The sequence below is a fragment of the Microbacterium aurantiacum genome (assembly GCF_021654035.1).
GTDB classification, from domain to species: Bacteria; Actinomycetota; Actinomycetes; order Actinomycetales; family Microbacteriaceae; genus Microbacterium; species Microbacterium aurantiacum.
Genome location: NZ_JAJPDW010000006.1, coordinates 27,741 through 51,527 on the forward strand (window position 1 = coordinate 27,741; position 23,787 = coordinate 51,527).

22 protein-coding genes, 1 pseudogene and 2 riboswitches are annotated in these 23,787 nt (G+C 70.7%); of the genes and pseudogenes, 13 read left to right on the plus strand and 10 right to left on the minus strand.

Annotated features, from left to right (window positions below; translation table 11 throughout):
• Positions 1-102: 102 nt before the first annotated feature.
• From gcvP to LTL01_RS12340, 4 genes are all read right to left on the minus strand, one after another.
• The gene (gene gcvP, locus LTL01_RS12325) at positions 103-2,922 is read right to left on the minus strand and encodes an aminomethyl-transferring glycine dehydrogenase (protein ID WP_236968860.1); all 2,820 of its coding nucleotides are present in this window, start codon (positions 2,920-2,922) and stop codon (positions 103-105) included.
• 77 nt (positions 2,923-2,999) lie between these two features.
• The gene (gene gcvH, locus LTL01_RS12330) at positions 3,000-3,383 is read right to left on the minus strand and encodes a glycine cleavage system protein GcvH (RefSeq protein WP_236968775.1); all 384 of its coding nucleotides are present in this window, start codon (positions 3,381-3,383) and stop codon (positions 3,000-3,002) included.
• The gene (gene gcvT / locus LTL01_RS12335) at positions 3,380-4,486 is read right to left on the minus strand and encodes a glycine cleavage system aminomethyltransferase GcvT (RefSeq protein ID WP_236968776.1); all 1,107 of its coding nucleotides are present in this window, start codon (positions 4,484-4,486) and stop codon (positions 3,380-3,382) included. The genes gcvH and gcvT overlap by 4 nt, the downstream gene beginning before the upstream one ends.
• A 45-nt stretch (positions 4,487-4,531) precedes the next feature.
• Positions 4,532-4,638: riboswitch (glycine riboswitch) on the minus strand.
• Positions 4,639-4,730, minus strand: a riboswitch (glycine riboswitch). It abuts the riboswitch before it with no gap.
• 35 nt (positions 4,731-4,765) lie between these two features.
• Positions 4,766-5,938: a MarP family serine protease gene (locus LTL01_RS12340; protein WP_236968777.1), complete on the minus strand. Its 1,173-nt coding sequence runs from the start codon at positions 5,936-5,938 to the stop codon at positions 4,766-4,768.
• Positions 5,939-6,064: 126 nt separating this feature from the next.
• Here LTL01_RS12340 and LTL01_RS12345 point away from each other — a divergent pair, with 126 nt between their 5' ends.
• Genes LTL01_RS12345 through LTL01_RS12370 form a run of 6 tightly spaced genes read left to right on the plus strand, consistent with a single transcriptional unit; the run spans position 6,065 to position 12,740 of the window.
• Entirely contained in the window at positions 6,065-6,784 is a 720-nt protein-coding gene (locus tag LTL01_RS12345) for an NUDIX hydrolase (RefSeq protein WP_236968778.1), read from the plus strand.
• A gap of 12 nt (positions 6,785-6,796) precedes the next feature.
• Positions 6,797-8,158 (plus strand): quinolinate synthase NadA, encoded by a 1,362-nt coding sequence (gene nadA / locus LTL01_RS12350; RefSeq protein WP_236968779.1) that lies wholly within the window; start codon positions 6,797-6,799, stop codon positions 8,156-8,158.
• Positions 8,155-9,768 carry an L-aspartate oxidase gene (nadB, locus tag LTL01_RS12355; RefSeq protein ID WP_236968780.1) on the plus strand — a complete coding sequence of 538 codons (1,614 nt, stop codon included), beginning with the start codon at positions 8,155-8,157 and terminating at the stop codon, positions 9,766-9,768. The genes nadA and nadB overlap by 4 nt, the downstream gene beginning before the upstream one ends.
• Complete coding sequence (nadC, locus tag LTL01_RS12360; RefSeq protein ID WP_053548912.1) at positions 9,768-10,637, plus strand: carboxylating nicotinate-nucleotide diphosphorylase; 870 nt, start codon at positions 9,768-9,770, stop codon at positions 10,635-10,637. The genes nadB and nadC overlap by 1 nt, the downstream gene beginning before the upstream one ends.
• A 1-nt stretch (position 10,638) precedes the next feature.
• Complete coding sequence (locus LTL01_RS12365) at positions 10,639-11,784, plus strand: cysteine desulfurase family protein (RefSeq protein ID WP_236968781.1); 1,146 nt, start codon at positions 10,639-10,641, stop codon at positions 11,782-11,784.
• Positions 11,781-12,740, plus strand: coding sequence for a glycosyltransferase family 2 protein (locus LTL01_RS12370; protein ID WP_236968782.1), 960 nt, complete (start codon positions 11,781-11,783; stop codon positions 12,738-12,740). The genes LTL01_RS12365 and LTL01_RS12370 overlap by 4 nt, the downstream gene beginning before the upstream one ends.
• 28 nt (positions 12,741-12,768) lie before the next feature.
• Here LTL01_RS12370 and LTL01_RS12375 read toward each other — a convergent pair whose 3' ends face one another.
• Together LTL01_RS12375 and LTL01_RS12380 are read right to left on the minus strand one after the other, a co-directional pair.
• Positions 12,769-14,787, minus strand: coding sequence for an ABC transporter ATP-binding protein (locus LTL01_RS12375; protein WP_236968861.1), 2,019 nt, complete (start codon positions 14,785-14,787; stop codon positions 12,769-12,771).
• A 30-nt stretch (positions 14,788-14,817) separates the two neighbouring features.
• Positions 14,818-15,459, minus strand: a complete 642-nt coding sequence (locus LTL01_RS12380) for a DUF1345 domain-containing protein (protein ID WP_236968783.1) — start codon at positions 15,457-15,459, stop codon at positions 14,818-14,820.
• Positions 15,460-15,562: 103 nt separating this feature from the next.
• Here LTL01_RS12380 and LTL01_RS12385 point away from each other — a divergent pair, with 103 nt between their 5' ends.
• Positions 15,563-17,083: a DHA2 family efflux MFS transporter permease subunit gene (locus LTL01_RS12385; protein WP_236968784.1), complete on the plus strand. Its 1,521-nt coding sequence runs from the start codon at positions 15,563-15,565 to the stop codon at positions 17,081-17,083.
• A gap of 40 nt (positions 17,084-17,123) precedes the next feature.
• Here LTL01_RS12385 and LTL01_RS12390 read toward each other — a convergent pair whose 3' ends face one another.
• Entirely contained in the window at positions 17,124-17,633 is a 510-nt protein-coding gene (locus tag LTL01_RS12390) for a hypothetical protein (RefSeq protein ID WP_236968785.1), read from the minus strand.
• Positions 17,634-17,652: 19 nt separating this feature from the next.
• Positions 17,653-17,781: a hypothetical protein gene (locus LTL01_RS14735; RefSeq protein ID WP_257730661.1), complete on the minus strand. Its 129-nt coding sequence runs from the start codon at positions 17,779-17,781 to the stop codon at positions 17,653-17,655.
• Positions 17,782-17,895: 114 nt separating this feature from the next.
• On the opposite strand from LTL01_RS14735, the gene adhP reads away from it, so the two are divergent.
• Together adhP and LTL01_RS12400 are read left to right on the plus strand one after the other, a co-directional pair.
• Positions 17,896-18,975 carry an alcohol dehydrogenase AdhP gene (gene adhP / locus LTL01_RS12395; protein ID WP_372461348.1) on the plus strand — a complete coding sequence of 360 codons (1,080 nt, stop codon included), beginning with the start codon at positions 17,896-17,898 and terminating at the stop codon, positions 18,973-18,975.
• Between the two features lie 109 nt (positions 18,976-19,084).
• Entirely contained in the window at positions 19,085-19,387 is a 303-nt protein-coding gene (locus tag LTL01_RS12400; protein WP_236968786.1) for a DUF427 domain-containing protein, read from the plus strand.
• 1 nt (position 19,388) lies between these two features.
• Here the strand turns inward: LTL01_RS12400 and LTL01_RS12405 are convergent, their stop codons facing one another.
• The gene (locus LTL01_RS12405) at positions 19,389-19,733 is read right to left on the minus strand and encodes a YchJ family protein (protein WP_236968787.1); all 345 of its coding nucleotides are present in this window, start codon (positions 19,731-19,733) and stop codon (positions 19,389-19,391) included.
• 131 nt (positions 19,734-19,864) lie between these two features.
• On the opposite strand from LTL01_RS12405, the pseudogene LTL01_RS12410 reads away from it, so the two are divergent.
• Positions 19,865-21,177: pseudogene (locus LTL01_RS12410) on the plus strand (catalase).
• Positions 21,178-21,250: 73 nt separating this feature from the next.
• A complete protein-coding gene (locus LTL01_RS12415) occupies positions 21,251-22,069 on the plus strand; it encodes a hypothetical protein (protein ID WP_236968788.1) in 819 nt (272 codons plus the stop codon).
• A 281-nt stretch (positions 22,070-22,350) separates the two neighbouring features.
• Here LTL01_RS12415 and LTL01_RS12420 read toward each other — a convergent pair whose 3' ends face one another.
• Positions 22,351-22,767, minus strand: coding sequence for a DUF1801 domain-containing protein (locus LTL01_RS12420; RefSeq protein WP_236968789.1), 417 nt, complete (start codon positions 22,765-22,767; stop codon positions 22,351-22,353).
• A 97-nt stretch (positions 22,768-22,864) separates the two neighbouring features.
• On the opposite strand from LTL01_RS12420, the gene LTL01_RS12425 reads away from it, so the two are divergent.
• A complete protein-coding gene (locus LTL01_RS12425) occupies positions 22,865-23,209 on the plus strand; it encodes a LysR family transcriptional regulator (RefSeq protein ID WP_236968790.1) in 345 nt (114 codons plus the stop codon).
• A gap of 44 nt (positions 23,210-23,253) precedes the next feature.
• Entirely contained in the window at positions 23,254-23,772 is a 519-nt protein-coding gene (locus LTL01_RS12430) for a DUF1697 domain-containing protein (protein WP_236968791.1), read from the plus strand.
• Positions 23,773-23,787 lie beyond the last annotated feature (15 nt).

A 23,787-nucleotide genomic window follows, 5' to 3' on the forward strand; every position in this document is an offset into this window, starting at 1 on the left:
CTCCTAGATCAACGAGACTGCATCCTCCGGTCGAGAAGGCACACTCAGCACGCAGTCTCAACCGGAGGATGCAGTCTCGCGGTCAGCAGGAAGGCCGAAGGGTCAGGCGAAGGCCTCGAGGGGAGGGCAGGCGCAGACGAGGTTCCGGTCTCCGTAGGCCTGGTCGATCCGGCGCACGGGGGGCCAGTACTTCGTGCGCACCAGGTCCCGTTCGGGATAGACCGCCACCTCGCGCGAGTAGGCGTGATTCCATTCCCCCTCGATGACGGATGCCGCGGTGTGCGGCGCGTTCACCAGGGGGTTGTCCTCCGCCGGCCACTCCCCCGCGGCGACCCGATCCGCTTCCGTGCGGATCGCGACCATCGCGTCGACGAACCGGTCGATCTCGGCCAGATCCTCGCTCTCGGTGGGCTCGACCATGAGCGTCCCGGCGACCGGGAACGACATCGTCGGCGCGTGGAAGCCGTAGTCGATCAGCCTCTTGGCGACGTCGTCGACGGTGACACCGGTCTGCTCGCGAAGCGGCCGGAGGTCGAGGATGCACTCGTGGGCGACCAGCCCGCCGTCGCCCGCGTACAGGACGGGATAGTGGTCCTTCAGCCGCGCCGCGACGTAATTCGCCGCGAGCACCGCGGCCCCCGTCGCCTGGCGGAGGCCCTCAGCGCCCATCATCCGCACGTACGCCCACGAGATCGGCAGGATGCCGGCCGAGCCGGAGGGCGCCGACGACACCGGGCCGCCCGCGAAGACGGCCCCTCCCGCGTGCACCTCGGCCTGCGCGAACGGATGCCCGGGGAGGAAGGGCGCGAGATGCGCCTTCGCGGCGACCGGGCCCACCCCGGGTCCGCCACCCCCGTGCGGGATCGCGAAGGTCTTGTGCAGGTTGAGGTGCGACACGTCGCCGCCCAGGTCACCGAAGCGGGCGTAGCCGAGGAGCGCGTTGAGGTTCGCTCCGTCGACGTAGACCTGGCCGCCGGCGGCATGGACGGCGTCTGTGATCTCCACCACGTCATGCTCGTACACACCGTGCGTGGAGGGGTAGGTGATCATCAGCGCGGCGAGGTCCCCGGCGTGCGCGGAGATCTTCGCGCGCAGATCGTCCAGATCGACGTTGCCGGCCTCGTCGCACGCCACGACGACCACGCGCATGCCCGCCAGCACCGCCGATGCGGCGTTCGTTCCGTGTGCGGACGAGGGGATGAGGCAGACGGTGCGCCCCTCGTCCCCGCGCGAGCGGTGGTAGCCGCGGATCGCCAGGAGGCCGGCGAGCTCACCCTGCGAGCCGGCGTTCGGCTGCAGCGAGACGGCGTCGTACCCGGTCATCTCCGCCAGCCACCCCTCGAGCTGGTCGATCAGCGCGAGGTAGCCCCGGACATCGTCGGCGGGCGCGAACGGATGGACGCGCGCGAACTCCGGCCACGACACCGCGGCCATCTCGGTCGCCGCATTGAGCTTCATCGTGCAGGACCCGAGCGGGATCATGCCGCGATCGAGGGCGTAGTCGCGGTCCGCCAGCCGTTTGAGGAAGCGCATCATCGCGGTCTCGGAATGGTGGGAGCGGAAGACGGGGTGCGTGAGGATCTCGTCGTCCCGATGCATCTCGGCCGCGACGCCCGCGAGCGCCGGGGCCTCCTCCCAGGCCAGGCCGACCCCGAGTCCGCCGCCGTCCATGCGGCCCGCGATCGCCGCCGCGACCGCGGCCAGATCCCGTGCGTCCGTGGTCTCGTCGACGGAGACCGCGACCGTCATCCCATCCGCCGCCCAGAGCTGGTAGCCGCGTTCGCGGGCACGCGCGACGACCGCCGCCGCGTCGTCGACACGGACCCGAACCGTGTCGAAGAAGGCATCGCTGACCACGTCGACGCCGGCGTCCCGGAGCGCCGACGCCAGCGTCTCGGCCTTCCGCGCCACCGCCGATGCGATCCCGCGAAGGCCGTCCGGGCCGTGGTAGACCGCGTACATCGCCGCCATGACGGCCAGGAGCACCTGGGCGGTGCAGATGTTGGACGTCGCCTTCTCGCGTCGGATGTGCTGCTCGCGGGTCTGCAGCGACAGGCGATACGCCGGCTGCCCGGCGGCATCCTGCGAGACGCCGACGAGACGTCCCGGAAGCTGGCGTTCGAGCCCTGCGCGGACGGCCATGTACCCGGCGTGGGGACCGCCGAAACCGAGCGGCACGCCGAAGCGCTGCGTCGTGCCGACGGCGATGTCGGCGCCGAGCGAGCCCGGCGACCGCAGCAGAGTCAGGGCGAGCAGGTCGGCGGCGACGACACCGAGCCCGCCCGCCAGATGCGCCGCCTCCAGCACACCGGACGGATCCCACACCCGCCCGGAGGCACCCGGGTACTGGATGAACACCCCGAAGAGCTCGTCGGGCAGCGTCTCACCCGCCGCGAAGTCCCGCTCGAGGATGCGGATGCCGAGGGGCTCGGCCCGCGCATCGAGGAGCGCCCGCGTCTGCGGGAGGGCATCGGCGTCGACGACGAAGACGTCGCTGGCGACACGGGAGGCCCGGCGGGCGACCAGCATCCCCTCGACGACGGCCGTGGACTCGTCGAGCATCGACGCGTTCGCCGTTGAGAGCCCGGTGAGGTCGGCGACCATTGTCTGGAAGGTGATCAGCGCCTCCAGGCGCCCCTGGGAGATCTCCGGCTGGTACGGGGTGTACGCGGTGTACCAGGAGGGGTTCTCCAGCACGTTCCGCGAGATGACCGACGGCGTGATCGTGTCGTAGTAGCCGAGCCCGATCATCGGACGGGCGGACCGGTTGCGTCCGGCGAGCGCGCGCAGTTCGGCGAGGGCCTCGCTTTCGGATGCCGCCGGCGGAATGCCCGAGCCGTCCGTGGCGCGCTGTCGGATGGCGGCGGGCACCGCGCGGTCGACGAGCGCGTCGACGCTGTCGTAGCCGACCGCGTCGAGCATCGCGCGCTGAGCGGCGGCATCCGTGCCGATATGACGGTCGACGAAGGATGCCGGTGCCGACGGCAGGGAACGGTCGCTCACGCGTCGCCACCGGTCAGGGCGACGTAGGCGTCCCGGTCCATCAGGTCGGCCACGGTGGCGGGATCCACGCGGAGCCGCAGCAGCCACCCCTCGCCGAACGGGGCCGAGTTCACCAGCGACGGGTCGTCCACCACCGCGTCGTTCACCTCGAGCACCTCCCCGTCGAGGGGCGCGTAGAGCTCGCCGACGGACTTCGTCGATTCGATCTCGCCGCAGACCGCTCCCGCGGTCACGGGCGAGGCGACGGCGGGGAGTTCGACGAAGACGACGTCACCGAGCTTGTCTGCGGCGTAGTCGGTGATGCCGATCGTGGCGACGTCGCCGTCGAGGGCGACCCACTCGTGCTCGGCGGTGTACTTCAGTGCGGCGATGTCGGTCATTTCTTCCTCCGGTAGAAGGGCAGGGCGGTGACGGTCGCGGGGATCCGCGTCCCGCGGACGTCGATGGTCAGGGACGTGCCGGGCGCACTCCGCTCCGGCGAGACGAAGGCCATCGCGATCGGATGCCCGAGGGTGGGGCTCAGGGCGCCGCTGGTGATCTCGCCGACGCGATCCTCGTCGTCCAAGACGGCGTACCCGGCGCGACCGGCGCGGCGTCCCTCCGAGACGAGGCCGACCAGGACGGGCAGATCCTCGGACGCCGCCTCCAGCGCTTCCTTGCCGACGAAGTCCTGCTTGTCCGTCGCGACGGTCCGCCCGAGCCCTGCCTGAGTGGGCAGGACGTCCTCGGTGAGCTCGTGTCCGTGCAGGGGCATCCCCGCTTCGAGGCGCAACGTGTCCCGCGCGGCGAGGCCGGCCGGAACGAGCCCGAGCGGTGCGCCGGCGAGCGCGAGTGCGTCCCACAGCTCCGCGGCATCCTCGTTCGCCACGAGGAGTTCGAATCCGTCCTCCCCCGTATAGCCCGTGCGGGCGACGAAGAGAGGGCTTCCCTGGAACGCGGCCGTCGAGAAGGCGTAGGAGGGAAGGTCCGTGAGCGCCGGGCTCATCTGCTCGATGCCCCGCGTCGCCGCGACGATCTCCACGGCAGCGGGCCCCTGCACCGCGATGAGGCTCATCGTGTCGCTGATGTCGTCGATGGAGAGCTCCGTGGACGACGGCGCACGCGCGGGCAGCGCCTCCGCGACCGCCGCGCGGTTCCCGGCATTGGAGATCACCAGGAAGTGATCCTCCGTCAGGCGGTACGCGATCACGTCGTCGACGATCCCTCCCTGCGGGTTCAGCAGGAGCGAATACTTCGCCTTGCCGATCGGCATCGTCGAGAGTCGACCCGCGAGCGCGGCGTCGAGGAATGCTCCGGCATCCGCGCCGGTGATGCGGAACTCGGCCATGTGCGAGATGTCGAACAGGCCCGCGGCGGTGCGGACGGCGTGGTGCTCGGCGAGGTCGGAGCTGTAGCGGACGGGCATCGACCACCCGCCGAAGTCGGTGAAGGTCGCGCCGAGCGCGACGTGGCGGTCGTAGAGGGCGGTGCGCAGATCGGTCATGAGTTCTCCCGGCGTCGGGCGGGCCGACGTCGGATGACGCCGTCGAACTCCCCCTCTGTCATGAACCTGAGAGTTTCGCGCGACCCGCGCGAGGCGGGACCGTGCTTTCACCGTCGGCGGACCCCGCGGGCGGGATCGCTTTTCAGAGTCGGCCGACCGGGACGGTACGCGTACCTGAGAGATTGGCGGGGAGGCTTGCTCCTTCGGTGCCTGGCCGAAGCCAGGGCTCTCCCGTCCGGGTCGTGGGCCGGATGTGCAGTTGTGCGGCCAGCATAGCGCTCAGGTCGTGCAGCGTCCGGACGAAACGGCATCCGCGAGTCCCGGTGCCGCGTTGATCACGGGCGTGAGCTCGGTCATGGTCACCGCGTATCCGCGTTCGGCGTCGTCCTCGCCGCGGGCGAACACCACGCCGGCGACCTGTCCCTGCGCGTCGAGGAGCGGCCCGCCCGAATTCCCGGGACGCACCGCCGATTGCAGCGAATAGATGTCCCGGGGCGCGGAGCTGTCGCCGTAGATGTCGGGCACCGGCACGGTTCCCACCGACAGGACGCCCGCGCTGATCATCGTGAAGGGCCCGCCGAGCGGGTAGCCCTGCACGACCGCCGCCGATCCGGGGCTCAACGTGTCGACGGTCGGCAGCGGCGCCACCCCGAGGTCGTCGACGGCGATGACGGCGAGGTCGTCGACGGGGTCGAACCACACGATGCGTCCCTCCCGCGCGGCGATGCCGGGGAGCTCCACCACCGGCGCGTCGACGCCGGCGACGACGTGCGCGTTCGTGACGACCCGGTCGGGCGCGATGACGAACCCGGTGCCGGTTGAGCTGGTGCCGCAAGCGTACGCGGTGCCCGATACCCGAGCGACGGATGCCGCGGCCCGCGCGAGCTCGGGATCGTCGAGGTCCACCGGGGGCACGCTCGGCGGCGCCGTGACCTCCAGGAGCTCCCCGAGCCGCGGGAGGCCCTCATCCACGACGAGCCCACGGAGCTCCGCCATCGCCGCTGAGACGGGCTGCGGGGTGAGGCGGTCGATGGTGCGCAGCACGGCGGAGGACGAGACGGCGGAGGAGACCACCGGCATGCCCGTGGCCGCGATCGTCCCGCCCGCGAGGGACAGCGCGAGCGCGCCGACGAGCACGCCGGTGGCGGCACCGAGAAGCCGATCGATCGCGCGCAGCGGGGTCCGGTCGACGCCGCGTCGGACGAAGGCGCCGAGGGCGCCTCCGATGCTCGCGCCGAGGACCAGCACGAGCACGGTGCTCACGATGACGACGAGCGAGCGCCACTCCTGCCAGGGCCAGATGTCGTTGACCAGCGGGACGAGCCAGTATGCGCCCACTCCTCCGGCGGCGAGCCCCAGGAGCACGCCGACGCTTCCGGAGAGGCCGCGCGCCGCGCCGCCGATGAGGGCCGCGATCAGCAGCGCGATGAGGATGACGTCGACGACGATCATGGTCTCCTCCTGCACGCCGACGGAGAGCCCAGGGTACGCATGGAACCTGTGACGTTGCCGCACCGGCACCCGCGTTTGACCTTCTGGTCATGGCGACACTAAGATGATCGCGGAGATAGGGTCAAAATGACAAGAACTACCGTCGAAGACACGCCCGCCGTCGACGCCACCGCGGGCGATGCCACGCGTGTCGCCGTGTCGACGGTGATCTTCGCACTGCGCCCGGTCGAGCCCGACGGCCCGCTCGCCGTCACGCTCCCCCTCGTCCGGCGGACCCGCGATCCGCACGAGGGGCAATGGGCCCTCCCCGGCGGATGGCTCGATATCCGCGAGAGCCTCGGCTCCGCCGCGTCGCGCACCCTCGCCGAGACCACGGGCCTCGCCCCGAGTTACTTGGAACAGCTCTACGCGTTCGGCGCCGTCGACCGGTCCCCCACCCGTGTCGTGTCCATCGTCTACTGGGCCCTCATCCGCCCCGACGAGATCGTCGAGGACGGAATCGAGAACGTCGGCTGGTTCGGCGCGGAGGGACTGCCGCCGCTCGCCTTCGACCACAACGAGATCGTCGACTACGCGCTGTGGCGGCTGCGGAACAAGGTCGGCTACAGCCGCATCGCGCACGGCCTGCTCGGCGACGAGTTCACCCTCGCCGAACTGCGCGAGGTCTACCAGACGATCCTCGATCGCAAGCTCGACCCCGCGAACTTCCGACGCCAGGTGGAGAACTCCGGAACCCTCATCCCGACCGACCGCTACCGCACGGGGAGCCACCGCCCCGCACGGCTCTACCGCTACAACCAGGACGTCGAACTGGCCGATCGCGGCCCGCTGTCGACCCCGCACTGAAGAGAGCACGACATGCCCGCCGTCAACATCGCCCTGACGCCCCCGCCCGCCGGCCAGCCCTCCGTCGATCACCTCATCCAGGCGATCGTGTCGGGGGAATCCCTCGATCAGACGTGCAACACCGATCTGGCCGCCGCACCCTGGGATTTCGACGCGCGACCCGGCTACGGCCCGGGTTCGTCGATGGGGGACGTCATCCCGACGGATGCACCGCGCCAGGGAGAGCTGCCGGCCTCCTACCGGGACGCTTCGGAGGAAGAACTCGACGAGCGGATCCGCGCCGCCAAGGAAACCCTCGGCGACCGGGTCGTCGTGCTCGGGCACTTCTACCAGCGTCAGGAGGTCGTGCGCCACGCCGACTACGTGGGCGACTCTTTCCAACTCGCCAACGCCGCTCTGGAGCACCCGGACGCCGAGGCGATCGTCTTCTGCGGCGTGCATTTCATGGCCGAGACGGCGGACCTGCTCTCCCGACCCGACCAAGCGGTGATCCTCCCGAACCTCGCCGCGGGCTGCTCGATGGCCGACATGGCCGACATCGACCAGGTCGAGGAGTGCTGGGAGCAGCTCGAAGAGGTCTACGGCGACCTCGAGGCCGTAGACGCGACCGGGCGCGTCCCGGTGATCCCCGTGACCTACATGAACTCCTCCGCCGCCATCAAGGGATTCGTCGGTCGTCACGGCGGCATCGTGTGCACCTCCTCCAACGCGCGCACGGTCCTGGAGTGGGCCTTCGCCCGCGGCCGGCGCGTGCTGTTCTTCCCCGACCAGCACCTCGGTCGCAACACCGCGAAGGCGATGGGCGTGCCCCTCGAGCAGATGCCGCTGTGGAACCCGCGCCGTCCGTTCGGCGGCTCTGACACCCGGACCCTGGAAGACGCCCGCGTGATCCTCTGGCACGGGTTCTGCTCGGTGCACCGCCGGTTCTCCGTCGAACAGATCGCCGCGGCGCGGCGCGACCACCCGGGCGTGCGCGTCATCGTCCACCCGGAATGCCCGATGGACGTCGTCGACGCCGCCGACGAGGCGGGCTCCACCGATCACATCCGCCGCGCCATCGCCGCCGCCACAGAGCCGACGACCTTCGCCATCGGCACCGAGGTCAATCTGGTTCAGCGCCTGGCTGCCGACCACCCGCAGCACACGATCTTCTGCCTGGACCCCGTCGTCTGCCCGTGCTCGACGATGTACCGCATCCACCCGGGTTACCTCGCGTGGGTGCTCGAGGGCCTCGTCGCCGGGGAGGTGCGCAATCGGATCACCGTGACCGGCGAGGTGGCAGAGCCCGCACGGGTCGCTCTCGAGCGGATGCTCGCCGCCAAGCCCGCGGCGGCGTCTCCGGAGGTCGCCGCGGGGTGGGAGAACGCGTCATGACGTCCGGGCGGGCTCCGGTGCGCGTGGTCGTCGTCGGGTCCGGAATCGCGGGGCTGACCGTGGCCCTCCACGCCGCCGACGCCGGATGCCGGGTGACCCTGGCGACGAAGGACGTGCTCGAACACGCCAACACCCGCTACGCCCAGGGCGGCATCGCCGGGGTGATGTTCCCCGACGATCGCGCCGATGCGCACCTGCAGGACACCCTGATCGCCGGCGCCGGCCTCGGTGACCCGGCTGCCGTCCGCGTTCTCGTCGAGGAGGGTCCGGCCCGCATCCGTGAGCTCATCGCCCTCGGGGTCGCCTTCGATCGCGCCGCCGACGGCACGCTCGTCAAGGGCCTCGAGGCTGCGCACTCGTACCCGCGGATCCTGCACGCGGGCGGCGACGCCACGGGCACCGCGATCGAGCGGGCCCTCGTCGCAGCCCTCCGCACCGCCGAGATCCGCATCCTCGAGCACGCCTTCCTCGTCGACCTGATCCGCGACGGGGACCGCGTCGTCGGCGTCGACCTCCTCATCGGGGAGACGGACGACGCCGAAGGCCACCGACTGCGGCTGGATGCGGATGCCGTCGTCCTCGCCACCGGGGGCGCCGGCGAACTGTACGCCCATTCGACCAACCCCGACGTGGCCACCGCCGACGGCATCGCCGCGGCGCTCCGGGTGGGAGCGGCGGTCGCGGACCTGGAGTTCGTCCAGTTCCACCCGACGACCATCGCGGTCGGCACCCCGTTCCTCGTCTCGGAGGCGGTCCGCGGCGAAGGGGCGATCCTCATCGACGACGACGGCCGCCGGTTCGTCTTCGACGCCCACCCCGACGGCGAACTCGCACCCCGCGACGTCGTCGCCCGGGCGATCGCGCGTCGGATGGAGGAACAGGGGGGTCGTCCGGTCCTCCTCGACGTCTCGCCGCTGCACCCGTGCGACGCCAGCGCCCGAGCGTCGTACCTTGCGCGTCGCTTCCCCACGATCGACGCCGCCGTCCGCGAACGGGGCCTCGACTGGTCGCGCGAACCGATTCCCGTCACCCCCGCGGCGCACTATCTGATGGGCGGCGTCGTGACGGATCTCCACGGTCGTACGAGCGTTCCGGGGCTGTACGCGGTCGGCGAGACCGCGCGCACCGGCGTCCACGGAGCCAACCGCCTCGCGTCCAACTCGCTCCTCGAGGGTGCCGTCTTCGGCGCCCGCGCCGGCGACGTGATCGCCGGCGACGCCGACGAAGACGCGTGGACGGGACCGGGGATCGCGCCCGCGCCCGCAGCATCCGACTCCGCGGCATCCGACCCCTCGTCGTCGCCGTTCCCCGACCCCGTCCCGGCGTTCTCCCGTCCACTGCTGCAGCGAGCGATGTGGGACGGAGCAGGACTCGTCCGGGACGACGGCGGGCTCGCGCACACGGCGGCCCTCATCGCCGCGTGGCGCGCCCAGCCGAGAACGCCCCGCCGCGAGAAGGAGTACGAGGACGAGAACCTGCTCCTCGTCGCCGCCCACCTCGTCGCGGCGGCGCGGGCGCGCACCCTCTCGGTCGGAGCGCATTATCGTCGCGACACCGCGCCCACGCCCCGATCGCCCGCACCGAACCTCGTCGTGGAAGGAAGCAGCTGATGCTCACCCGATCGGTCATCGACCGCGCCGTCGCCCTCGCCCTGGAGGAGGACGCCCCCTGGGGCGACATCACGAGCGCGTTCCTGATCCCGGCGGACGCGACCGCGACAGCCGAGCTCGTCGCACGGGAAGGAGGCGTCTTCTCGGGTGGAGAAGTCTTCCGCGCCGCCTTCGCCCTGACCGATCCGCTTGTGACGGTCGACCTCCACATCTCGGACGGCGAGGCGTTCGAGGCCGGCGCTCACTTGGCCACCGTGACCGGCCCCGCGCGCGGGATCCTCACCGCCGAGCGCGTCGCGCTCAACTTCACCCAGCGGATGAGCGGCATCGCCACCCTCACCGCGCAGTACGTCGCCGAGACCGCGCTCACCGGCGCGCGGATCGCGGACACACGCAAGACCACTCCGGGCCTGCGGGCATTCGAACGTCACGCGGTGTCGTGCGGCGGCGGCCACAATCACCGGAGGACCCTCTCGGACGCGGTGATGGCCAAGGACAACCACCTCGCCGTCCTCCTCGCGGAGGGCCTGTCGGTCACCCAGGCGCTGCAGCAGATGATCGCCCGCCTGCCGCACACCACGCACGTGGAGGTGGAGGTGGACAGTCTGGATCAGATCGAGGCGGTGCTCGCCGCCGGGATCGGCACGATCATGCTCGACAACTTCTCTCTGGACGACCTCCGTCGGGGGGTCGAGATCGTCGGCGGCCGCGCGACCGTCGACGCGAGCGGCGGCGTGACCCTGGAGACGGTGCGGGCGATCGCCGAGACGGGCGTCGACGTGATCTCGGTGGGGGCGCTCACGCATTCCGCCCGCGCCCTCGACCTCGGGTTGGACGTCCGGGTCGATCGCGCCCCGGAACCGGTCTGAGGTGCTCTACCTCGACAACGCCGCGACGGCTCCCGTCCGCCGTGAGGTGCTCGAGGCGATGCTCCCCCACCTCGCCCACGGATTCGGGAACCCCTCCAGCCATCACACCGTCGGCGAGCGCGCCGCCGGTGTGCTCGCCGACGCCCGCGCGCGGGTGGCCGGGGTACTCGGCGTCCGCGCCGGCGACATCGTGTTCACCTCCGGCGGCACCGAGGCGAACAACCTCGCGGTGAAGGGGATCTCACTCGCCGCCCTCGCGCACCGCGAGCGCCGCCATCTGATCACCACGACGATCGAGCACGAGTCGGTGCTCGCCTCCGCGGATCACCTGCGACGCTTCCACGGATTCGACGTCACCTCCGTCACCGTGGGGGCCGACGGTCGCGTGGATCCTGATGCCGTCCTCGCGGCCGTCCGGGCGGACACGGCGCTGGTCACCCTCGGGTACGCCAACAACGAGATCGGCACCGTGCAGGACGTCCCGTCCGTGGCGTCGGCGTTGGCGGCGCGCGGCATCCCCCTCCATGTGGATGCCGTCCAGGCTGCCGGGTGGCTGCCGATCGACCGCCCGACGACCGGAGCGGACGCCCTGTCGCTGTCGGGCCACAAGATCGGCGCCCCCCAGGGGACCGGGGTCCTGGCGGTCCGCGGGCGTATTCCGCTCGAGCCCGTGCTGCACGGCGGAGGCCAGGAGCGCGGCCGTAGGAGCGGAACGGAGAACGTCGCGGGCGCCGTGGCGATCGCGACCGCCCTGGAGCTGGCCGAACGCGAGAGGGCGACGGATGCCGCGCGGGTGGGTGCCGCCCGGGACGCCCTCATCGCCGGTGTGCTCGACACCGTGCCGGCCGCGCGCCTCACCGGCCACCCGCACCACCGTCTGCCGGGCACGGCGAGCTTCGTGTTCCCCGGGTCGAGCGGCGAGGCGGTCCTGCTCGAATTGGAGCGGCGCGGCATCGTCTCCTCCAGCGGATCCGCGTGCGCGGCCGGCAGCGACGAGCCGTCCCACGTCCTCACCGCGATCGGTCTGGACGCCGATGTCGCCCGTACGGCCGTCCGCATCACCCTGCCGCACGGATTCACCGCCGCGATCCCCCCGATCGTGGATGCGGTGGCGGCGTCGGTGACGGCCGTACAATCGGGCGCGTGAGCCGCCCTCTCGTCACCGTCGTCGTCCCCGGATTCGACGTCGCCGACTTCGCCGCGGAGGCGGTGGCCTCTCTCGAGGCCCAGGAGATGCCCGCCTGGCGTGCGATCCTCGTGGACGACGCCTCCCGCGACGCGACCGGGGCGATCTTCGATGAGGCCGCCGCGCGCGATGCGCGGTTCACCGTGATCCGCCACGCGAGGCGACAGGGCCTGGGTGCGGCGCGCAACGCCGGGATCGACGCGGTGCGCACGCCCTTCCTCGCCTTCCTCGACGCCGACGACCGGATGACCCCGTCCGCCCTCCGCCGGTGGATCGAGACGCTCGAGCGCACCGGCAGCGATCTCGTCGTGGGGGCCTACGTGCGCCTGCGCCCCACCGCCGCCGGCGGGTATACGCCGGGCACGGTGCAGCCGTGGGTCGCACGATCGACCGTGCCCGCGCGCGAGGCTGTCAGCCTGCGCGAGCACCCGGACGTCTCGGGCAACATCGTGGCCTGGTCCAAGGCGAGCCGGACGGAATTGTGGCACCGCACCGGCATCCGTTTCCCCGTCGGACGGGCCTACGAGGATCAGGTCGTCGCCCAACAGCTCTACACGCGCGCGCGGACGATCGATGCGATCCCGGACGTCGTGGTGGAGTGGCGCGAGCGCGCCGACGGGAGTTCCATCACGCAGCGCAAGGACGCCTTGCCGATCCTGCGCGACTACCTCGACGCCCTCGGAGGCGGGCTCGACGTCCTCGCGTCCGCGGGCCAGACGGCGGCGATCCGCGCCCGCGTCGACCTGATCCGGGAGCTCGATCTGCCCCCGCTGATCGAGATTGCGCGCATTCACCCCGATGACGCCTACCGACGGCACCTCGGAACGTTCGTCCGTGCCCTCGATGACCGGATGGCGGTACCGCGGAGCACGGATGCCGCACGCGAGCGCGCCCTCGACGCAGCGCGCCTGTGGTGAGACGCAGACGCGGGAGACGACGAGCGACTCAGGCGCCGGGAACCGCCGGCGGAACCCACGCCGGCTCGGGACCATCCGCCGCGACGGACTCCGGCGCCGGGCTCTCATCGGTCCGCCCCTCCGGAGGTCGGTCCGCACGACGGTCCGGATGGTCCGCCGGTGCCTCCGCCTCCTCCGCCGCGAGGATGCGGGATGCGGCGAGCTGCTCCGCGGCGAGCTCCGCGTAGAGCCCTCCCGCCGCGATCAGCGACGCGTGCGTCCCCGACTCGACGATCCGTCCCCCCTCGACCACGTGGATGACGTCGGCGCCGATCACGGTGGACAGCCGATGCGCGATCGACAGTGTCGTCCGCCCGCGGGCGGCGGCGTCCAGCGCCTCTTGGACGACCCGCTCGCTCACCGTGTCCAGCGCCGACGTGGCCTCGTCGAGGAGGAGCACCGGCGGGTCCTTCAGCAGCACCCGCGCGATCGCGATCCGCTGCTTCTCGCCACCGGACAGCCGGTATCCGCGCTCGCCGACCACCGTGTCGTACCCGTCGGCGAAGCCCGAGATGACGTGGTCGATGTTGGCCGCACGACAGGCCCGGACGAGCTCGTCGTCGGTGGCGTCGGGCTTGGCGTACCGGAGGTTCTCGCGGATCGTGGCGTGGAAGAGGTACGTCTCCTGCGAGACGATGCCGACACTGTCGATGATCGACTCCTGCCGCAGCGCACGGACGTCCATCCCCGCGAAGAGGACCGCGCCCGCAGACGCCTCGTACATGCGGGGCGTGAGGTAGAGGATCGTGGTCTTGCCCGCGCCCGACGGGCCGACGAAGGCGACGTGCTGGCCCGGTTCGGCGACGAAGTCGATGCCCCGGAGCGTCGGGCGCGCGTCGGGAGCGGCATCCGGATAGCGGAAGACGACGTCGCGGAACTCGATACGCCCCACCGGCCCCGGCGCCTCGGCGACGTCACGGGCCTGCGGGGCGTCCCGGATCGCGGGGACGAGGTCGAGATACTCGAAGATCCGGGCGAAGAGCGCGGCCGAGGTCTGAAGGTCCAGCGCCACCCGCATGAGGCCCATCAGCGGCTGGAGCAGGCGGGCCTGCACGGTCGTGAAGGCGACGATCGTACCCGCCGTGATCGTGTCGTCGACGGAACCGGTGACGAGATATCCGGCCACCAGGTAGACCACGGCCGGGACGCTCGCCATCAGCACCTGCACGACCGCGAAGAAGCCCTGGCCGCTCATGGCGCGCCGTACCTGCAGGCGCACCTGGTTGCGGTTCTCCTCGGTGTAGCGCGCCGACTCGGTGCGCTGACGGTTGAAGGACTTCGACAGGAGGATGCCGGACACGCTCAGCGTCTCCTGCGTGATCGCGGTCAGCTCCGACAGCGATTCCTGCGTCTCGGCGGCGATCCGTGCCCGCACCTGTCCGACACGACGCTGGACGATCACGAGGAAGGGCATCAGGACGACGGCGATGATCGTGAGTCGCCAGTCGATGATGATCATCGCCACGAGGGAGGCGATCACGGTGACGACGTTGCCGAGGATGCTGGTGACGGTGTTGGTGAGGACGCCGGACACCCCGCCGACGTCGTTCTGCAGGCGCGACTGGATCACGCCGGTCTTGGTGCGGGTGAAGAAGCCGAGCTCCATCGCCTGGAGATGCTCGAACAGCCGCACCCGCAGGTCTCCGGTCACCCGATTGCCCACGGTCGAGGTCAGCCAGGTCTGCACGACGCCGAGCGCCGCCGACAGCAGGAACATCCCGACCATGATCAGGACCAGCCGCCACAGCAGCGGCACATCGGGTCCGCCGCCGGCAACCGGGAAGAGGGCATCGTCGAAGATCCGCTGCACGATGAGCGGCGGGACGACGGCGATCGCCGCACCCACGATGACCAGCACTCCGGTGAACAGGATGCTCCACCGGTACGGGCGGAAGAGGGCCACCACGCGCCGGCCGAGGTCGGGGATCTTCGGCGCCTGCGCGTTCGCCCGGCGCTGCGCGTCGGTGTCGATCGGCCGGAAACCCGGTCCGCCGCCGCGCATACCCATACTCACGGCGTCAGCCTAGTCACCGCGGATTCACCCGAGGTCGAGGACGAGATTCACCACCGTTCCGATGATGACCGCGCCGAACATGTACGCCAGCAGCGCCTGCGGGATGACCAGCCGTCGGATCTCGTTCGACCGGACACTCGTGTCCCCCACCTGGTAGCCCATCCCGACCCCCAGCGAGAAATAGGCGAAGTCCGAGTAAGCCGGATCCTCGCTCTGGTTGAAGTCGATGCCCGCCACCGGATCCGAGTAGTAGAGGTGGGCGACGCGCAGCATGTAGTCCGTCTGGATCAGCAGCCACGACGCCGCCACGCTCAGGAGGGCGATGGCCGCGAGGATCCACGAGGTCACCTCCCCCGCGCGATCGGTCTGCACGAGCACGACGGCGACCGCACCGAGACTGGCCACGCTTCCGACGAGGGCGGCGACCCGGGCCACCGACCGACCGGGATCCTCGGTCGTCGCGTGCGCGCGCGTCGCCGCGGCATCCATCGGCCACACGACCAGCACGACCCAGACGACGGCGGTGGCCGCCAGCGCCGCCCACCCGGCGAGGAGCGCGGCGGCGATCCCCAGCACGGGGACGAGGGCGACCGTGATCAGGATGCCGATCCCCGCGGCGGTCGACAGCCGGAGCACCACGGTGTGATGCGGGCGCAGATCGCTCATGGTTCGCATCGTTCCACGGATCCGGGAATGCCGTGTCGGAGCACGCCGTTATCCTGGGGGCTTGCCATCTCCGGGTGGCCCCGACGATCTCGAGGAGTTCCCGATGGCCGCACCCGCGACCGCCCCCGTCGCCGCGCCCGCGTCGGGTGCGACGATCACCCGTGAAGAGTCGCGCGTCATCTGGCTGCTGCTTGCGGCGGCGTTCGTCGCCATCCTCAACGAGACCACGATGGGGGTGGCGATCCCCCACCTGATCGACGACTTCGGGATCACCGCCGTGGCCGCGCAGTGGCTCACGACCGCGTTCATGCTGACGATGGCCGTGATCATCCCCATCACAGGCTTCCTGCTGCGGCGTTTCCCCACGCGGGTGATGTTCATCGCGGCGATGGGCCTGTTCTCCCTCGGCACCCTCATCGCCTTCCTCGCGCCCGGCTTCCCGCTCCTGCTCATCGCGCGCGTCGTCCAGGCCTCGGGCACCGCGATCATGATGCCCCTGCTCATGACGACGATCATGAACGTCGTGCCCGCCCACTCCCGCGGCCGCATGATGGGGCGAGTCAGCATCGTGATCTCGCTGGCGCCCGCCATCGGTCCGACCATGGCGGGGCTCGTCCTCGACACCGTCGGATGGCGCTGGATCTTCGGCATCGTCCTGCCGATCGCCCTCCTGGCGCTGGCGGCCGGAGCGATGTGGATCCGGAACCTGGGCGAGACCACGCGCGTCGCCATCGACATCCCCTCGGTCATCCTCTCCGGCTTCGGCTTCGGCGGTCTCGTCTACGGCCTCAGCCTGCTCGGGGGAGGCGGACACGGCGGAGCGGAAACGGCCGAGAGCGCCGCCGCCGACGCCACGACCGCGTCACTCACCCTCGCCGCAGCCCTCGGAGTCGGCAGCCTCTCGCTCGCCGCGTTCGTCTGGCGGCAGATCCGCCTGCAGCGGACCGACGATGCCCTGCTCGATCTGCGGGTGTTCCGCTCGCTCAACTTCTCCCTGTCGATCACGCAGATGGCGATCATGTCCCTGGCCTTCTTCGGGGCGATCACCGTTCTGCCCCTCTACCTCCAGCGCGTCGTCGGGATCTCCGCCCTCGAGACCGGCCTCATCGTGCTCCCCGGTGCCCTGGCCATGGGCCTCGCCGGGCCGATCATCGGGCGGATATACGACCGCTTCGGAACGCGGATCCTGCTCGTGCCGGGGGCCGTCATCACGAGCGCGATGCTGTGGACGTACACGACCTACACCGAGACCACCCCGGTGTGGTTCATCGCGGTCGCCCAGACGGTGCTGTCGCTGGGCCTCGCGCTGTCCTTCACGCCGCTGTTCACCGCCTCCCTCGGCTCGCTGCCGCGACGGTTCTACTCCTACGGCTCGGCGATCGTCGGCACCATCCAGCAGGTGGCGGGTGCGGCCGGAATCGCCCTCCTCATCGGGATCATGTCCGCCGTCACCGCCGCAGGCGTGTCCGCTGGGCTCGAGGAGGCGGCCGCAGGCGCCGCGGGCACGCGCGCGGCGTTCCTCGTGGCGGCGGTGCTCTCGCTCCCGCTTCTCATCGGCGCATTCCTCATCCGCAAACCCGCGGACGAGATCGCGGAGGACGCCCCCGTCATCGCCACGCACTGAGCCGGTCTTCGCCGCACCGGCGGATCGCGCCGGCTGGTGATCAGTGGTGGATGATCGCCTTCAAGAGGATGATCGCGCCGCCGAAGCCCGCTGTGATGGTCGCGCTCAGCAGACGCGTGTACCAGTGGTGGGTCCATTTGGCGACGGCGAGCCAACCCAGGATGCCGAGGATCACGGCGCACATCACGAGTGCCGTCCAGATGGCCAAGGTGTCATCGATCACTTCGGTGACACCCAGCAGAAGCACCACGAGCGGTCCCGCGGATGCGACCAGCATCCCCGCTGACTGTCGCGCCGCGGCTCGCAGGCTCCGGCGCATTCCGGAACGTCCGTCGGTCGCGGCGAGCCGACCCAGCGTCCCCGCGTACACGTGGGCGATGTAGAAGACGACGACCGTCACGGCGACGGTGAGGAAGGCGTTCACCGAGGTTCCGATCACCGATCCGCTGACGACGATCATCCCGGAGACGAGGATCAGTCCGTAGATGGCCTCCTCCGACATCAGAACGCGCGCGAGGCGCGGAGTGATCTGCAGTTGCGCGTCGGTCATCGCCGGAAGGCGGAGAAGGTCAGTCGCCGCTGGTGCCGCAGGCGCTTCCGCCGCAGCATCCGCCGCCGCCGGAGATGACGGCGAGGGGGGTCTTCTCATCCGCGTCGGTCGACGGGACGGAGGTGGTGGGGGTGGTGTCAGCACGCATCCCGCCATGCTACCCGCGGTCCCGGCGATCTGCATCCGTACCCCTTGATGTGGTCTGACCACAGGAGTAGCCTCCGATCAGGACGGCGTACGGCCGTCGGAGGATGTGAGTGACATGACCACGATGACGATCCCGGCACCCCGCGACGAGCGAGGGGTGCACCCCGAGGGCACGATGCGCGCCGCCGTGGTCGTGGCGCCAGACGCACCACTGGAGATCCGCGATGTGCCGATCCCCCGCCCCGGACCCGGCGAGGCGCTCGTCCGGGTCCTGACGAGCGGCGTCTGCCACACCGACCTCCACGCCGCGCGCGGAGACTGGCCCGTCGCCCCGAAGGCCGACCTGATCCCCGGACATGAGGGGTGCGGCGTCGTCGTCGAACTCGGCGACGAGGTGGACAGCCTGCGCGTGGGCGACCGCGTCGGCAACGCGTGGCTGTGGAGCGCGTGCGGCGCGTGCGAGTTCTGCCGGACAGGCAGGGAGACCCTCTGCCCGCACCAGCGCAACGGCGGCTATTCGGTGGACGGGAGCTTCGGCGAGTACATGCTCGTCGATGAGCGCTTCGCGGCGAGGATTCCCGACGGCGTCGACAGCGCCGACGTGGCGCCGATCCTGTGCGCCGGGGTCACGGTGTACAAGGGACTGAAGATGACCGAGACCGCGCCGGGCCAGTGGGTGGTCATCTCGGGGATCGGTGGACTCGGACACATCGCCGTACAGTACGCCCGGGCGATGGGAATGCGCGTCGCCGCCGTCGACGTCGACGAGGCGAAGCTGACCCTCGCGCGACACCACGGCGCCGAGGTCACCGTCGATGCCCGCCACACGGATCCGATCACAGCGATTCAGCAGCAGACGGGCGGAGCGCACGGAATCCTCGTGACCGCCGTGCACCCCGGCGCGTTCGCCCAGGCGACGGGGATGGCGCGCCGTGGCGGGACGGTCGTCTTCGTCGGACTTCCTCCGGGTGATTTCCCCGCGGACATCTTCGATACTGTGCTGCGCGCCATCACGATCCGCGGATCGATCGTCGGAACGCGCCAGGACATGGTCGAGGCACTGGACTTCTTCGCGCGCGGCGAGATCCACCCGACCGTGAAGACCGAGCATCTGGAAGACGTCAACGACATCTTCGCGCGCATGGAACGCGGTGCAATCGAGGGACGGGTCGTGATGCGCTACGCCGAGGATTGATCCGGATCGATCTGACCGCGCCGCGGATCGTCGCGCCCGGAGGACCCTAGGCTGAAGCCGGGCGCCGCCGCGGAAGGCTGACGCTCGTTCCGATGACGGGAGAACAACGATGCGCGCAACGATGAACGGTGTCGTCCTGGCGGACGCGCCCGAGGACCGGCTCCTCAAGATCGAGGGCAACTGGTACTTCCCGCCGGACACCGTGGACTTCTCCCTCCTCGCCGAGAGTCCGACGCCGTACACGTGCGCGTGGAAGGGCGAGTGCCAGTACTACTCGATCGTCCACGGCGACGACGTCCTCGCCGACAAGGCGTGGGCCTACCCGCATCCGTACCCGAGCGCGTTCGAGCGCGTCGGGACCGACTTCTCCGGCTACGTCGCCTTCGACCGGAGCGTGTCCGTCTCCGAGTGAGTCACCCCAACGCGTCGTCGGCGGTGCCGGAGCGCACGACGCCGTCGAGGTAGTACCAGCGGCCGCCCTCACGGACGAACCGCGAGCGCTCGTGGAGGACTCCGAGGTGCCCGGCCTCGAGATAGGTGGCGCGGAACTCCACGATCCCCTCGTGGTCGTCCGCGCACCCGCCGACGGTGTCGACGATCTGCAGGCCACGCCACCGCGGATTGCCGTCGAGGTCGAGGGACGCGGGCCTCGTGGAGGGATGCCAGGTCCGCAGCAGCCAGGACGCGTCGTCGGCACGGAACGCGGCGAAGCGCGAGCGCATCAGCGCCTCCGCCGTCGTGGGCTCCTCGTCTTCCACGCGACAACTCTCGCACGTCCGCCTTACACGTTCTGCCGCACGGGCGCATCCCGTTGACCCCGCCGGGTCCGGGTGGTGGTCTGGTCGGGACAGTGGCGTCCACGCGTGCGACGTCCGGAGAAGGAGCTCTCATGCCAGACCTGCCCCGCCCCGCTGACGACGAGACCGTGGCGACCGCCCCGTCCGCCGAAGCCGCCCTGGGCTCCACGACGGACACCGGCGCACCGGCGCCGAGTGATCGCAACAGCCTCACCGTCGGCGCCGACGGTCCGATCGTCCTGCACGACGTCCACTTCCTCAACCAGATGGCGCACTTCAACCGCGAGCGCATCCCCGAGCGGAACGTCCACGCGAAGGGATCCGGCGCCTTCGGCACGTTCGAGTGCAGTGGGATTTCTGGAGCCTCAACCCCGAGTCCGCGCACCAGGTCACCTACCTCATGGGCGACCGCGGCATCCCCGCCTCCTACCGCCACATGAATGGATACGGCTCGCACACCTACATGTGGGTCAACGCCGCCGGAGAACGGTTCTGGGTCAAGTACCACTTCCACACCGCGCAGGGGGTGAAGGGGCTGACGGACGCCGATGCGACGAAGATCGCCGGAGAGGATGCCGACGTCCATCGTCGGGACCTGTTCGAAGCGATCGAGCGTGGAGACTTCCCGTCGTGGCGCCTGTCGGTGCAGGTCATGCCGTACGAGGAAGCCGCCGGCTACCGGATCAATCCCTTCGATCTCACCAAGGTGTGGCCGCACGCGGACTACCCGCTCATCCCCGTCGGCACGATGACGCTGAACCGCAACCCGGAGAACTTCTTCGCCCAGATCGAGCAGGCCGCATTCGAGCCTTCGGCACTGGTTCCGGGCATCGGCTTCTCGCCCGACAAGATGCTCCTCGGGCGCGCCTTCGCCTACGCCGACACCCACCGCCATCGCATCGGCGCGAACTACCTGCAACTACCGGTCAACCGGCCGCGCGTGGAGCTGAACTCCTACACGCAAGACGGCCCCATGGCCTACGAGCACCGCGGAGACGACCCGGTGTACGCGCCGAACTCCTTCGGTCGCGGCTACGCCGACAACGTCGGCGTCGTGGATCCCGGGTGGGAGTCCGACGGCCCGATGGTCCGGGCCGCCTACACGCCCCGTTCCGACGACGACGACTTCTCCCAGGCCGGCGCCCTCGTCCGCGACGTGTGGGACGACGCGCAGCGGCAGGCGTTCGTCCGCACGGTCGCGGGCCACCTCCTCGGCGGCGTGAAGGGCGACGTCCTTCAGCGGGCGTTCGCGTACTGGAAGGCCGTCGACGAGAAGACGGGTGCCGAGATCGAACGCCTCGTGCGCGCGGATGCGGACCTCGGCGGTCCCGGCGGCCAGGACGATGCCGCGAAAGCGGACGCCGCGGCCCCCGTCGTCGAGCACGATACGCACGCGCGCGACTGATTGGAGCACGGCACTGCGCGCGGATCCGCCGTGAACGGTCCCCGGCGGGTCCACGCGCGCCTACCATCGGGCTGTGGGCATCGATGCGCGGGACGAACTCGCGGTGCTGCGTGCACGGGCGTACGGACCGGATGCGGATATCGCAGAGGACCCGGAGGCGCTCGCCCGGCTTCGCGAGCTCGAAGACGGTCTCATCGGCCCTGCGGCGCCACCGACCTCACCCGAGCACGCATCCTCCGACCGGGAACCCCCTCCGGATGCGGACGTCCCGCGGCCGGAGGGGACGACCGAGCACGACGCCCCCCACAAGCTCGGCCCAGGCGTCCGCGCGGTCCCCGAGGAAGAACCTTCGACGGAGGAGGGCCACCCGCGCACGCGTCGGCGCCGCGTCGCCCTGATGTGGACGGCATCCGTCATCGTGGCGGCGATGGTCTCCGCTGCCGTCGCCGTCTTCGCCACGAGGCAGTTCCAGGACGACACCGGCGGCGTCGCGACCCTCGGCCCGGACACCGAGTTCGTCTGGCCGCGGGCGTTCGGCGGCCCCGAACGCGCCGGCGATGCGTACGAGGTGTTCCACGGCATCCGTCCCCTCACCACGGACGACGCGCGGCGTACCGGCGCGAGCGACGAGTGCTTGTTCCTCCTGAGCGACGATCTGATCGACGACTCGGACTACTACTCCGGATCGATCTGGGGTTCAGGATGCGGTGCCGGCGCCTTCCCCGCCGTGGTCGCCATGAAGGTCACCGCCGGCATGCCGGAGGAACTTCGGGCCCGATTCCCCATCGGCACGTCCCTGCAGTTCACTCTCGTCGATGGCGAGATCTCGGTGCAGCGGGCCTGGGGTCCGGTGTCCTACTTCGGCGACCCGGATCCCGCCGAGACCCGCTGAACGGTCACCCGTTGTCCGACGACCCCGAGGACCTGTCGGGCAGGTACGGCTCGATCGCCGCGGCGAGCTTCGCCGGCGTCATGGACTGCAGCCACACGTGACCGGGACCGTGCAGCTGCGCAAGGAAGAGCGAGTCGCCGAAGACCCGGAGTTCGCGGATCGTGCCGGGCAGCTGTGCGGCGAACGCGACGAATCCGCCGCCCGGACCGGCGGTGTACTGCGTGAGGAAGAGCTGACCGCCGGTCGATCGTCGGTGCGTCTACGCCGATCTGCGGACGACATCACGACGGGTCGGGATCATCCCCTCTCGACCACGCGATGGCGATCAGGCGACGGAGGACGTCGAGGTCGATGTCGTCGAGTCGTCGGACGTAGACGCACCCGGCGCCCTCGGTGTATCGGCCGAGGGCGGGCAGGAGCCGCTCACCGTCCGGGAGATCCTTCAGCCCGTAGAGGGAGAGACTCGCCTTACGGGGCGAGAACGCGACCTTCGGCCAGACTCCACGGGTGCGCGGGTTGACGGGCGAGCGATAGGCGAAGCTCCCGAAACCGATCATCGACGGTCCCCACATCACCGGAGCGACGCCGGTCACCTCGGCGAAGATCTCCACGAGCTTCTCGCCGTCCTCGCGTCTGCGCACGGGGGTGACACGTCGGAGGAAGTCATCGACAGGTTCGTCGGTCGGTTGCGTCGGCATGCCTCGACAGTAGAGGCTCCGGCCGACACTCCCCCTCCCTTCCGACTAGCCTGGGAGAGCCCGCCCGGGCGACCACGACGACGGCAGGACGGCATCCGTGAAGCTCACCGATCTTCGACGATTCGTCGCTGTCGCCGAGACGCTGCACTTCCCGCGCGCGGCCGAGAGTCTCGGCGTCGGACTCCCCGCGGTCTACTCGGCCGTGGACCGGCTGGAAGAGGAGATCGGGCATCCGCTCTTCGAACGGAACGTCACGCCGACGCGGATGACGGCGGCGGGGGAAGCGCTGCTTCCGGAGGCACGCGCTCGGATCGCGGCGGCGCCGACGGCTCCATCGACACCTGCTCCCGCGGGAGGGAAGGCGAAGGCCTCCAAGGGCAAGGGGCGCGCGCCGATCGTCAAGGGCCAGCCGAAGCCGTACAAGAAGCGCCAGGGTCGCTGAGGGGTCAAGACCGTTCCTGCCTCCCACCCCCTACGCTGAGGCCCATGCGATTCGTCGCGTTCCTCCGGAACGTCAACCAAGGTCAGCACGGACAGCCGACCACAGACGACATCCGCGGCGCATTCGAGGACGCCGGATGCCGCGACATCCGAACCTTCCAGAGCAATGGAACCGTTCTGTTCGACGCGGACGATCCGGCGAGCGTCGTGCAGGTCGCCGAGGTCGCCGTCGCGGAGCGGTCGGGTCACGCGCGCGAGATCTTCTGGATTCCGCTCGGGCGTCTCACCGAGATCGCCGCGATTGCGGATGCGGATGCGCCCGGGCTCTACGAGGTGACCCTCCACAGCGGTGGGGACATCGCGGCGCACAGGAGTGGGGTTGCCGATCAGGCCCGCCGTCGACGCTGCACCGTCGTCGCCACCGGTGACGGGTGGGCGCTCGTCCGCAACGACGTCGTGCACCAGGGGAACGCGACACCGCTCATCGAGGCGGCCACCGGCGCCCGGGCGTCCTCGCGCGGCCTGCCGACGGTCATCCGCCTCATCGACCGCTTCGCCCGGTGAATCTGCTCGGCAGTC